This is a genomic window from Paenibacillus sp. FJAT-27812, assembly GCF_001273905.1.
Lineage (GTDB): Bacteria > Bacillota > Bacilli > Paenibacillales > Paenibacillaceae > Pristimantibacillus.
This window is the reverse complement of record NZ_LIGH01000001.1, coordinates 6113108-6126622: the sequence shown is the minus strand read 5'-3', so window position 1 is coordinate 6126622 and position 13515 is coordinate 6113108. Positions and strand designations below refer to the sequence as shown.

Annotated in this window: 6 protein-coding genes; all 6 read left to right on the top strand. The window is 47.0% G+C overall.

The window, feature by feature from the left end; genetic code table 11:
- The first annotated feature begins 151 nt into the window (after window positions 1-151).
- The 6 genes from ADU23_RS34370 to ADU23_RS26170 all read left to right on the top strand — a co-directional run bounded on the left by ADU23_RS34370 (window position 152) and on the right by ADU23_RS26170 (window position 13498).
- Window positions 152-316, top strand: a complete 165-nt coding sequence (locus tag ADU23_RS34370; protein WP_197286167.1) for a dockerin type I domain-containing protein — start codon at window positions 152-154, stop codon at window positions 314-316.
- A gap of 222 nt (window positions 317-538) precedes the next feature.
- The gene (locus tag ADU23_RS26190) at window positions 539-1711 is read left to right on the top strand and encodes an epoxide hydrolase family protein (protein WP_053376448.1); all 1173 of its coding nucleotides are present in this window, start codon (window positions 539-541) and stop codon (window positions 1709-1711) included.
- A 90-nt stretch (window positions 1712-1801) separates the two neighbouring features.
- Entirely contained in the window at window positions 1802-2728 is a 927-nt protein-coding gene (locus ADU23_RS26185; RefSeq protein ID WP_053376447.1) for a helix-turn-helix transcriptional regulator, read from the top strand.
- A gap of 301 nt (window positions 2729-3029) precedes the next feature.
- Window positions 3030-5864: a LamG-like jellyroll fold domain-containing protein gene (locus ADU23_RS26180; RefSeq protein ID WP_053376446.1), complete on the top strand. Its 2835-nt coding sequence runs from the start codon at window positions 3030-3032 to the stop codon at window positions 5862-5864.
- Window positions 5865-6265: 401 nt separating this feature from the next.
- Window positions 6266-9694: a cohesin domain-containing protein gene (locus ADU23_RS26175; RefSeq protein WP_053376445.1), complete on the top strand. Its 3429-nt coding sequence runs from the start codon at window positions 6266-6268 to the stop codon at window positions 9692-9694.
- A 72-nt stretch (window positions 9695-9766) separates the two neighbouring features.
- On the top strand, window positions 9767-13498 hold the full coding sequence (locus tag ADU23_RS26170) for a polysaccharide lyase family 8 super-sandwich domain-containing protein (RefSeq protein WP_053376444.1): 3732 nt from the start codon (window positions 9767-9769) through the stop codon (window positions 13496-13498).
- The last annotated feature ends 17 nt before the right edge of the window (window positions 13499-13515 follow it).

Here is a 13515-nt window from a genome sequence, read left to right as displayed (position 1 = left end):
TGCTGATGAAGCGCACCCATTAAAAACTAACTGCAGAATGCGCCATCCATTATCGTATATGTTGTGTTTAATAAGGGGTCGGGACAATTCGACAATGGCGGGAATTTCACGAGAGAGGCTATCGCACTGAGGGCAGCGGCTTAGATGGGACCTGAACCATGACGGTAAATTCTCGATTGGCGATTTAGCGATCGTTGCCAGCCACTACGACAAGAACAGTAACAGTCCAGACTGGAACGCAGCGAAGGCTGCTGACCTAAGTGGCGATAACCAGATTGATATTGAAGATTATGCAAAAATGGCGAAAAGATTTTGAATGTGTAAGTGTGAAGGAATCATGGTATAAAAGGGGGATTTAAAATTTTGTGAGATGAAGCACTGGTGGAATAAGACCGGCAGCCAAGCAGAAATTTTGCTTTGGCTGCTTTTTTTTATTTGCTTCTACAACCCTGACATCATGCTGTCAGGGTGGATGCCTTATCATAAGAAGTGTAGAGCAGAACAACGAAACAAACCCAAATCCGAGGAGGCAATAACAATGACAACGTTTAAAACAAACCAAGCAGCTAACGCTTTAGATACGGAAATTCGCCCATTTCAAATTAATATACCGCAGGCACAGCTTGATGATCTGCAATATCGTTTAACGAATACGCGCTGGGCGAATGGTTTGCAGGATGCTGGTTGGAAATACGGGGTATCGTCAGCATATGTAAAGGAGGTAGCTGAGTATTGGAAAAATGAATATGACTGGCGCAAGCATGAAGAACGCTTGAATGAATTTCCGCAGTTCACAACGACTATTGATGGCGCAAATATTCATTTTATGCATGTACGCTCGCCTGAGCCTAATGCGCTGCCGCTGCTTCTCACGCATGGCTGGCCGAGCTCCATTGTGGAGTTTTGGAATCTAATCGGTCCGTTATCCAATCCTCGTGCTTATGGCGGCGATCCGGCGAATGCTTTCCATCTTGTTATACCTTCGGTGCCGGGCTTTGGCTTCTCGGGCGGGGAGCTTGATGCAGGCTGGAATATTTCTCGCATCGCGAGAGCATGGGCGGAGCTGATGAACCGTCTAGGATACGAGAAATATGGCTCTCATGGAAGCGATTGTGGCGCGCTAGTATCCCGTGAGATGGGCATTCAAAAGCCGAAAGGACTGCTCGCGATTCAAGTTCTGCAGCTGTTCTCGTTCCCATCCGGCAATCCGGAAGAGATGGTTGACCTATCGGAGGATGATCAAAGCCGTTTGCAATTTTTGGCGAACTTCCATGAGCGCGCAGGCTATAACGCTATACAGCAAACGCGTCCGCAGACGCTGTCCTACGGGCTCTCTGATTCCCCGATTGGTCAGCTTGCTTGGATAGCGGAGCTGTTCAACGGCTTCGGTGATCATATCGATTTTATTGACCGTGATGCGCTGCTTACAAATGTAATGATTTATTGGCTGACCAATACAGCCGAATCCTCTGCCCGCCTTTACTATGAGAATGTCCATCCACAGGAGGCAGCTTCGCAAGAAGCAAACACGACGGCGACGGGAGTGTCGGTGTTCGGGCATGATTTTAAATCGATGAAACGTTTTGCGACTCGGGACAACACGAACATTGTGCAGTGGTCGGAGTTTGAGCGGGGCACCCATTTTGCCGCATTAGATGCGCCTGATCTTCTAGTTCCCGAGCTGCAAAGCTTCTTCAGCCGATTCAGATAAGATTAGCAAAGAAGGTTAAAGGCAGGCAGGCGTAGAACTATTTTAGAAACTTAAGCCAGTAACCATATTTCCGGCAGGGAGGAACCTCGAGTGAAACTAGATAGATTGCTCGCTATAACGATGTCGTTATTAAACCAAACCCGCGTGAGCGCAACTGAGCTGGCCGAACGCTTCGAGGTCTCCTTGCGCACAATATACCGAGATATGGAATCCATTAACCAAGCAGGCATTCCGATCATATCATTTCCGGGTTCGGATGGAGGGTATGAAATTATGTCGGGTTATCGCATCGATAAACAGGTTTTGTCCTTTGACGATTTTTTGGCGATTTGCTCTGCGCTTCGAGGAGCCAAATCCGCTACGGACAGCTCAGACATTAACGAGCTGCTGGAGCGAATAGGCGCATTAATGCCTGCTCCGGCAAGCGGAGCAAGCTCCGTTCAAGTTGATCTTGATTTTAAACCGGCACCAAACGACAAAGGGAAAATAGAACTACTTCACAAAGCGATTAAGGAGCTGAAGGTGGTTCGATTTCATTATTTGGACAATAAAGGGCAGGAAACGGAGCGGATGGTTGAGCCGATGGGCCTTTTTCTCAAAGGGTATGTCTGGTATTTATATGGTTATTGCCTTACACGATCCGATATTCGTGTATTTAGGCTCTCCCGCATGCTTCATCTTAGCAGCTTGCCGGATACCTTTATTCGCCGGAACTACACCATGAAGGATGTTGAACAGCAATTCATGGAAAAAGCGGATTTTCAAAAGGTGAGAGCAGTCCTGCGCTTCCAGCCAGAAATGAAGACACGGGTTAGAGATGAATTCGGCTATGATGAGGTATCAGATCATTCGGACGGGACATTATCAGTCATTGCACACTATTCCTCAACGGAGCGGGCTGTTCGCAGTATTTTGAGCTATAGCAGCTACGTTATGGTTATTGAGCCGGCTGAATTGATTGAGGAGCTAGCCGGACATATAAGGAAAATGGCTCGAATCTACAACATAAATGAATGATCCAATTGGACAAAAAGAGACCCACAGCATTCGGTGCTGTGGGTCTTCACTATATATATAACACAAAAGGGGTTGTTTTTATTATAGGCGTACTTCCTTAAAACGAGATGAAAAATAGATTTCATCTTTATTACATGCAGCGGATAAAAAGTAGTAAATATAGTCTCGTATTAGTAAAGATTGTCTATTATTGAAGCCATCATTTCCAGTATAGAATGGATGGATACAAAACGTATCATTCAACAACAGCTTGGCGATTCGATTCTCAACTGCCCGTACAATGAAATGAGGAGGAATTTCAATGATGGAAGTTAGGTTCAAACGTTTGAGGATTTCGCAGGCCATGTCAAAAATACTGATCGCAGCTTTAACATTACAGCTGCTTGGCTCCATGATCAGTGTGGGCCAAGGAAATGCCGCTTCTTCGGATTTGCACACAATAACAGCACGGCCAGATGGGAAAAATCTCGTATTCCCAGTTGTTAGCGACATTCATATTGGCAAAACGTCAAAGGATGTCCCCAAATGGCAAATGGTCCTCAATCAATTGAAACAAATTGCGCCGGGCTATGATGCATTTGCTGCAGTAGGCGATATTACCGATACCGGCACGGCAGCGCAGTACGATACTTTGATGAGCAATTATCATGCACGAAAAGAGCCGAATGCGGTTCCGCTGTTCACGATTGGCAACCATGATTATATTAGCGGCACGCAGCAGCGATTTAAAGAAAAAACAGGCATGAGCAGCATTTATTATGACCAGTGGATCAATGGCTACCATTTTATAATACTTGGCAGCGAGGATGGCACACGTGACGGAACGCTGTCCGATACGCAGTTAGACTGGCTTGATGTGAAGCTTGCGGAAGAGCAGGACGCGAATAAACCAATCTTTGTTTTTTTGCATCAGCCTATAACAAACACGGTTTACGGCAGCGACTTGTGGGGACATAAGCAAAATGCGACAAAGCTGTATAACACGTTAGCGAAGTATCCTCAGGTGATTACGTTCTCCGGGCACTCTCATTATGTGCTGGATGATCCCGGTTCTGTTATGCAGAAGGATTTCACATCCGTAGGCACATCTGCGGTGCGGTATCCTGAGCTCGAGCCCGGCAAGATCCAAGGCATCCATCCAACGGATGAAATCACGCAAGGGCTTGTCGTCGAAGTGCTTGATCATGAGGTACATATTAAGCGCAGAGATTTCCATACGAATGCTTGGACAGGCGACGATTGGGTGATTAAATATCCTGCGGTTAAAAGCGAATTCACGTATACAAGCGACCGAGATAAAGTTAAACCTTCATTCCCGGCTGCTGCAAAAGCTGCCATTGACCCAACCAGCATAGGTACGAACAAAATGAGCGTAACGTTCGAACAGGCCACCGATAATTTGTTCGTCAGATCCTATGAGGTGAAGGCCGTCAACGCAACGACAGGCGCGGCGGCTCAATCTTTTCTTGCATTCGCGCAAATGTATGATGATCCTGCTCCATCGCAGTTGTCATTCGAAATAAGCGGCTTGCAGCCAGCGACAAAGTATAGAGTCGAAGTTACAGCTATCGATGCATTCAGCAATCGGAGTGACGTTCCGTTAACGGCGGAGGCGACGACGAAGGTAAGACCTCCTGCAACCGAGAGGCCCGTTGCTGATGTCATTGATATCGATTTCTTAGACGGTACGGCGAATGATCGCTCGCCTGCAAGGAATCATGCGACATCGACCGGCAGCAGCGCCAAAATCGTTTACAGCCCCGAGTTTAGGCAATTCGTTGGGCGCATGAACGGAACGACGAATGAATATTTCGCCATTCCCAAAAGCAGCTCGATCAAAGCGGTGACGAAAGCATTTACGATTGAATCCATGTTCAAGTTGAATACGATCCGTACGCAAGATGTGTTCGGCAACACCCAAAGCGGAGGGCTGGGCTTCGAATCAACATCCACAGGTAAAATGGAATTATGGGCGCATATCAATGGCGGCTACAAGCGTGTAGGAGCTCAATTGCAGGCTGGGAAAATCTATCATTTAGTTGCTGCCTATGATGGCGGGCAAATCGTTATGTATTTGAATGGCGTGAATGTAGGTTCAATAGCGGTCACAGGCACTTTGAGCCAGCCTGACATTCAATTCGCGATCGGCGCGGATCCCGAGGCAAGCAATAGAGGGAACTATGTGCTGGATGGGGACGTTAGTGTAGCTCGGTTGTATAGTAGTGCTATTTATCCGGAGCAAGTGCAAATGCTGTACGATGATCTCACGCAGCGTATGGCGATCACCGAAATTGACACGTTATACAGTGAGATCCAAGCTGCAAGGCAATTAGCGGACAATACCGAGCTTGTAGGCTCAGCTCCAGGACAATATCCAGCGTCAGCGATGAACACGTATAAGAAAAAAATAGCTGAAGCAGAGCAAACATTTGCATCCAAAATCGTAACAAAAGAAGCGGTGCAGCAAGAAATTGCCCAAATCAAAATAGCGAAGACGGAACTAGACACCCATATCAATGTCGAGCTCCCTGACAATGCCACGAAGTTGGTTCTAAACGAAGATGCGGTCGCTTCAGGCCAAGCTTTTACTGTGAATTTGGAATTAAACCGCGTGACAACCAGCACTTACGCAGAGGATTTCACCTTGCAATATGATGCTTCCGCATTGGAATTTGTCGATGCCAAATCGTTGAATGGTGATGTGAATCTCGTATCCAAATCAGAAAATACACCAGGCACGATTCGGCTCATCTCAGCAAGCTTAGGGGATGGAAAAGCGATAATAGGCAGTACGCCGCTCATCGAGTTAACGTTCAAGGCAAAGCCGGTTGAAGAGGCGATCACGGTAACGATCGCGATTACGGATGCCTTGCTAGGAGATGCGCAAGGCAACGAAGCGAAAGCGAAGCCTTCCACGCTTGCCGTTACTATTATGCCAGACCAAGCGGAAGGTTCGCCTGACGTCAATCATGATGGCAAAGTAAGCGTTGGTGACTTAGCGATCGTTGCGGCTCAATATGGGAAGACGATAGCAAGCCCAGACTGGCAGCAAGTGAAGATTGCCGATATAAACCGTGATGGCAAAATTGATATTCTCGATCTATCTGCTGTTGCTTCGCAGATTATAGGCAAATAAAGCTAGGGAAAAAGGGGTTGCTTATTACGTCATTCTGGCGTAGGAGCACCCTTTTTTTCGAATAAACACATGATTGGTTGGAGATAATCCCCGCTTCAACACAAAAGATTAAAAGGAGTAAAAATAGTCTCGTATAAGTAAAGTTTGTCAATTATTGAATAGATGAACTCAAATTACAATGGATACATAACGTATCGCATTGTTTGAAAGCGCTTTCCGGTCAACGCTTCGAAGTAATGAACGAAAATGGAATGGATAAGCTTATTTACACTTCATTCTCTTGAGGTGAAACAATAAGAAATAAAAATAAGGGGGACGAAAGGGAGCACGTTTCAGGATGGATCGTTTTTATTGTTAGTCAGGGATCGTATGGAAAAATGACGGTAAAGAGGAGTTGTAAAATGAGAAAAAGACGGATTTATAAGACGAACCGCACTTTTATTATGATTGCGCTTATGATCGCCTTACTTGTTCCCACGATATCTCCAAAGGAAGCGCACGCTGCTTCCGGCACAACCTATTACATCAGTTCTTCTGAAGGCAATGACAATAATAACGGTTTATCGCAAGCGAAGCCTTGGAAGTCGCTAGAGAAGATTAGTACCGCAGCTATGCAGCCGGGCGATAAATTCCTGTTTAAAGCAGGTGATGTATGGGCGGGCAGCTTAAAGCTAAAGAACATAGCCGGAACTGCAGAAGCGCCGATTATCTTCGATAAATACGGCAGTACAGATCCGAATAGCAGGCCAATCCTTAATGGAAACGGTACGACAACGACTGAACCTTTCTCACTATATACGTATTACAGCGGGGTATCGGACAAAACGCAGTCTGCGGTAATCGATATTACAGACGGCAGTTACCTAGAAATCAATAACTTTGAGGTAACGAATTATAGTGAAACGATCATTTCGCAAAGAGCAGGTATCGCGATTAAAACCTCTGCAACAAATCAGGCACAGTGGCTGGCTAACGCCCACAAAGGCATTGTCATAAAAAACAACTACGTCCACGACGTTAACGGCAATCCCAAAGGACATAAAATGGGCAGCGGCGGAATTCTTCTGCTAGGCAATATCAGCGATGCACTCGTGGAAAACAACAAGGTCATTAATGTTGATATTGAAGGCATAAGAAATGCAGGATTGTATAAGGAAGGGGACGTAACGGCTAACTTCCCGAAAGTGCTGACGAATGTGCAATTCATAAATAACTATATCGAGAAGGTGCAAGGCGACGGCATCGTCATGAGCAATATCGGGACCAATGGCAGAATCGAATATAACACCGTTGTTGATCATTCCTTCAAAAACGTCGGCAATGTCAATTATGCGGGCTTGTGGGTTATCGCCGTAAAAGATACGGTCATTCAATATAACGAGGTTTATGGCGGCAAGTTTGGCTATAATGACGGCCAAGCATTCGACGTTGATATGTTTAGTGAAGGTACGCTCTATCAATATAATTACAGCCATGATAATAGAGGAGGCTTTATCTTATTCATGGGCGGCTCAAGAAATTCGCTAGTCCGTTACAATATTAGCGTGAATGACGGCAATGGAGCGTATTTGCTTCATTATTTGCCGACAACCGCAAATGATGCACCGTTGATCCATAATAATACGTTCTTTGCCGATTCGAACATCAACACTAAAATCTTCAGCCATACGAATCGATATGCCAAGCTCTATAACAATATCTTTATGGCAAAAGGCACGATGAATATGGGTTCGAACACGTTCGCCGGCGGTGAGATTAAAAACAACGCATTTTATCCGGGGAGCGATATTAAAGGACAAAGCTTCTCAGGCGTTGTGTTGGAAAACAGTATTTTTGAAAGTCCTAGGTTCGCGAGACCGGGGGAAGAGCCGAAAAATATAATCTCCGGTTTGGATGCATTCAACGCTGCCGCATTGGATGGTTATAAATTGCTCAGCGATTCGCCGCTAATTAATGCGGGGGCGGATGTTTCCAGCTTGACGCCATCTGTATGGGCAGCAGCATCAAAGGACTTCTTTAACAATAATATTAGCGGCGCTGCAGATATTGGCGCTCATGAATTTTCGAATGATCCGCCTGTAATCGTTAAGCCAGAGGTTTTGCCGACGGAAATAAAGCTTAATCAAACGGCAACGGAGCTCTATTTAGGACAGTCGGGTGCTGCTCTTACCGCAACCGTGCTGCCTGCCGATGCTTGGTTAAAGGGAGTGAAATGGTCCAGCAGCAACCCATCCGTCGCTTCGGTGGATGCAAGCGGCAAGATTTCGGCTATTTCTGTTGGCACTGCGGCGATAACGGCACAAAGCGTTGTGAATGCCAGCGTGAAAGCGACTAGCCAGGTCACCGTTCATCCGAGCACACCGGTAAATAAATATATCGTCGCTTCTGATGACGCATATTTGTCCGAGGATAAGAAGACTGTACAGCTCAGAATTGACGGTGAAATGCAGGGCGGCGGTACAGTAAACAATCCGCCGTATTATAAAGTTTCTTATGAAACCGACAACCCCCATGCTGCCGTTGATCCGCTTACCGGCAAACTTACCTTCACAGGCGATTTAGCGGGAGTAAATGAAATTGGCGTAACTGCTGACATACAAGAATACAAAAATCTTATCTATTCGGAAAGCTTTGAAAATGGTTGGGGAGATTTTGTGACGGAGCAAAATCCGCCAACGAGCGGGTCAGGCGGCAAGCTATCGGATAAAGTGGCCTATCATGGCAAATACGGCGTCCTATATGACAATCCGCCAGCTGTTGAAAAAGTATTTGGACCCAATCAGCAAGGCATCGTAACGATGATGTTATATGATGACGGTTCGAAAGACGGACGTACGAGAGTCGTATCCCATGTCGGCAATAAACGAGAAAATCTTTTTGCTGCAATGGGCATATTTTTTGACGGCGGCACTGTAGGCAATTTGGACAATTATTCGATAAGAGCTAGCAGTTCCGCTACCGCTTGGGAGAAAACCTCCATTCCGCGCACGGTTGGCTGGCATGAACTTAAATGGGATTATACGTCGGGCACAGATTTAAAGATGTATATCGACAATCAGCTTGTTAAGACGACCACGGCCATAAAAAGCTTTGACCGGATTTCACTTGCGTTTGTTTGGGATAACGCGAGCGGACGGACATTCGGATTCGATAACATCAAATATGCATCATCGGATGTCAAAACGACTTACAAAACGGAAAGGCTCAAAGTATCCGTAGATAAGCCGGAGCGTTTAGCGACTACATTAACCGGACCGGAATCTATCCAGAGCGGAAAATCATTCGCGATAAAATACGGATTAAGCGGAGTCGAACAAAAGGTTTATGCGCAGCACATCGCATTGAATTACGATGCGAACCTCTTCGAATTCGTGGAGGCGGCTTCGTTAATCGATGGCGTAACCATAGTGGACTCGGAAGTAGGAGCAAGCGGAAAACTCCAATTCATTATCGCCAGCCTTGGAGCAGGGCAAGCACTGACGCAGGACGCTGAAATAGCGCTGCTTACCTTTAAGGCTAAGGAGGTTGCGGAGACAGCAACAGGAACGATCTCCATTGCTTCTGCTACTCTGGGCGATGAGCAAGGAGCTGAGACAACAGCTGAGTTAGCTTCTCTTGGCATTAAGGTGATTGCAGAAGAGCCTGGCATTCCTGGCGATTTCAATGGTGACGAGAAAGTAAGCGTAGGCGATTTGGCCTTGATTGCCGTACATTACGGCAAAGATACGACAAGTTCAGATTGGCAAGATGTGAAGCGCTTCGATCTCAATCATGATGGCAAAATTGATATTGTCGATTTGGCTGCAGTTGCCAAGCTTATGATCGGTTAGCGAAAGCCCAAATGAGGAGGAGAACCATTCTCCTCCTCATTTTACTTGAAGGGAATACGAAGGGAGAACAATATGCGGAAAATACGTCTTTTTTTTCTTAGCATGTCATTGTTAATCGGTCTCATTGCACCTGGGGCATCCATTGCCGTGGCTGCAGATCCGCCCCAAAATGTAATACCTAATGGCAGCTTTGAGGAGACGAGAACAACAGCAAGAAATAAATGGACGGATAATATCGAGCCTGTCGGGTGGACGGAGTGGTATCCGAGCGGTAACCCTATCGCTTCTGTAGATAGCTCCGTATACCGCGAAGGTTCTAAATCGGTCAGAATTGACGCTCCGACAAGCAGCAGGGGATCGATCGGAGCTACGGTGCAGGTAACGCCAGGGAAATCGTATAAGCTGAGCGTGTGGATGAAAACAGCAAACGTAGTTTCAGAGAATGGCGTATTCGTTCGCACCCAGTATTTGACCAGCACAGGAAGCAAGGTAAGTGACGGTCCCAAAACGGTTGTATTAAAAGGTACGGAGGATTGGACAAAGCACGAAGCGGTCATGACCGTTCCGGCAACGGCGAGCAAGCTTAAAATTGAACCGTTTCTCGAAACCGGAACCGGTACGGCTTGGTTTGATGATCTTCGGCTTGAGGAGTGGGACGGTATGACAGCCATTAAAATTGAACCTTCGTCCATAACGTTGGAGGTGAGGAAATCAGCCGTTCTGACCGCTAATACGATTCCGAGCGGAGCCTCAAGCAAGCCAATCCTGTGGAGCTCATCAAATGAAGAGGTTGCGTCGGTCGATGGTGGATCAGTAATTGCGAAAGCAGCAGGGACAGCAGTCATTCGGGCGATGACGGAAGACGGTTTATTTTACAGTGAAAGTACGGTAAGCGTGGAGTCAGAGGATATGCTCGGGGCGTATGACACAATGCGCCAGAAATGGTTTGTAAGACTAACAGGGTTACCAAATAACGATGGCATGGATGCCGATGCAACCGCATATTTGGATCAGTTGACTCATAGCGTCAGCAATAATGAGCATACCGGCTACTGGGACACGATGGACAAAAACGAAGGGAGAACCACCCTTTGGACCGACCTTGCGAGCAAGACGGATCCTTATCAATTCGGCCAATCCTATGAGCGTTTAAAAGCGATGGCGCTGAGTTATTCGATTCAGGGCTCTGCTTTTTACCAGAATGAAACGCTGAAAGCAGCTATTATCAAGGGCATGGATTGGCTATATGTCAATCGTTATAATGAACGGTTAAATGAATACGGCAACTGGTACGTTTGGGAGATTTCAACGCCCCGTACGTTGAACGACTTGATGGTGCTCATGTATGCGGATTTGTCTCCGGAGCAGCTTCAAAACTACTTGAAAGCGTTCGATCGGTTTTTGCCGGACCCGACCAGACGCGATGTAAGCGGGGTTAAGGAAGTCGGCGCTAACCTGATGGATAAAGCGTTTAATGTGTCGCTTCGCGGCGTCATCGGTAAGTCCGCGGCAAAGATTGCACAAGGCCTCGCCCCGATCGGCAATGAGTACAAGTATACGGATAAGGGAGACGGCGTATATCGGGATGGATCTGTCGTTCAGCATTTCTACGTTGCTTACACGGGGGGTTATGGTGCGCAATGGTTGGCGCGTACTGCGGATATGGCGTACATACTTAAAGATTCGCCATGGCCGATTACCGATCCGAACGTCAGCAACGTGTACGATTGGGTTATAAATGCTTTTCAACCGATCATTTATAACGGCTTGTCGATGGATATGGTTAACGGACGCGGCATCTCGCGAGCTGCCGACGGAAGCGCCAAATCGATGATTTTGTCCATCCTGCGATTGGCGGATACCGCTCCGGGGAACAAGGCACTGGCGTTCAAGCGCATGGTGAAGGAATGGATTCAGAAGGATAAACAAGCGAGTTATGTGGAGGACGTGTCGCTATATGAGATGCAGCTCGTAAAGTCCTTGATGAATGACAATTCGATTTCGCCGAGAGGGGAATTGCTTAAACATCAGGTGTTTGCCGGAATGGATCGAGTCGTGCATCTACGCCCAGGCTTTGGTTTAGGAATCAGTATGTTCTCGGACAGAATCTCAGCCTTTGAATACGGGAACACAGAAAACAAGAAAGGCTGGTATACCGGCATAGGCATGACTACGCTGTACAATCAGGATCAAACACAGTACCGTGACGCATTTTGGGCGACGGTAGATTCCTTCCGATTAGCGGGAACGACGACAGACCGTTCGGGTGAGGGGAAAACGCCGGGAGAATGGGCGAACTATCCGAATACGAAAAAATGGGTCGGAGGTTCTTCTTTGGAGGGGCTATATGGCGCTGCAGGGATGGATTTCTCCTTATCGAAGGTGACTGGCAGTTCGCTAAGCGGCCTGAAATCCTGGTTTACATTCGATGATGAAATAGTGGCGTTAGGGGCAGGCATCACTAGCACGGACAACCGTCCAGTTGAAACGATTGTAGAGAATCGCAAGCTCAATGAGCTTGGCGGTAACAAGCTGACTGTTGATGGTGTGTTGAAGTCGAGTGAACTAGGCTTGTCAGAGACTTTAACGGGGGTACATTGGGCGCATCTCGCAGGCAATGTACCCGGATCGGATATTGGTTATTATTTTCCGGGGGGCGTTAACCTGAAAGGGCTGCGCGAGGCGAGAACCGGCAGCTATGCCGATATTAACAAATTAGATGGCACGACGGATCTCATCACTAGAAATTACTTGAGCCTAGCGGTAGAGCATGGCGTAAAACCAAGCCATGCAGATTATTCTTATGTGCTGCTGCCAGGGAAGGACGAAGCGGCTTCTGCCCATTATAGCGGTAATCCGCAAATCGAGATTATTAGCAATACGCCGGACGTTCAGGCCGTTCATGAAAAAACGCTAGGCATTACGGCAGCGAATTTCTGGAAAGCAAGCACTGCTTCCTTCATTACGTCGAATCAGCCGGCTTCCGTGATGGTCAAGGAGAAAAATGGCGAGCTCACCATCTCGGTCTCCGATCCAACCCAGTCTCAAAGCAAGGTAACGGTTGAAATTGCAAGGGAGGGCTATGCTTTGGTCAGCAAGGACAGCACGGTAGATATCCTGCAAGTATCACCTGCTATAAAGCTGGAAGTGAATACGTCCGGGGCACTTGGCGCGACGCACACGATTTCCTTGCGCAAAGAAATGGTTGCCAATGTGGTGAAATTGGCTGCCCAAGATACGAATGTCATACCTGGCCAAACCGTTATCTTAGATTTAAGCTTAAGCCAGTTGACGAAAGCTGTTGTTGCGGAAGATATTACGATCAACTATGACGCAGCGAAGCTAGAGTTTATAGGTGAACAAAATCTACGTGAAGGGTTAGGACTTATTGAGAAGGAAATGAACAGTCCAGGGGAAATCAGGCTGTTGCTCGCGAGTCTAGGGGCTCAACATGCGATTGCAGATGATGCTACTTTGCTTCAGTTAGCTTTTAAAGTGAAACCGGAAAGCTCCGGCAGCAGCGAAATCAGCATTGCAGAGGCTGTGTTGGCTGATGAAGCAGGTGTCGAAACCGCTGCCGAAACGATGTCGATCGTGTTAAATATCTCAGGCGGCAGTACGCTTGTCGGAGATTTGAACGGGGATGGCAAGGTAAGTATCGGTGATTTGGCAATCATCTCGAAGCACTACGGAGAAGATAAGAACAGCCCGAATTGGAATGAAGCTAAGGCCGCAGACATTAACGGAGATGGGCAGGTTGATCTGGAAGATTTGGTCGGGGTGGCTCGAAAAATTTTAGAGTAGTCGCAATCATTCGAAAG

Bases quoted from the DNA above. Each gene is read 5' to 3' on its own strand.
- ADU23_RS26180 (WP_053376446.1), top strand. From the start codon at position 3,030: ATGATGGAAGTTAGGTTCAAACGTTTGAGGATTTCGCAGGCCATGTCA.
- ADU23_RS26170 (WP_053376444.1), top strand. From the start codon at position 9,767: ATGCGGAAAATACGTCTTTTTTTTCTTAGCATGTCATTGTTAATCGGT.
- ADU23_RS26190 (WP_053376448.1), top strand. From the start codon at position 539: ATGACAACGTTTAAAACAAACCAAGCAGCTAACGCTTTAGATACGGAA.
- ADU23_RS26175 (WP_053376445.1), top strand. From the start codon at position 6,266: ATGAGAAAAAGACGGATTTATAAGACGAACCGCACTTTTATTATGATT.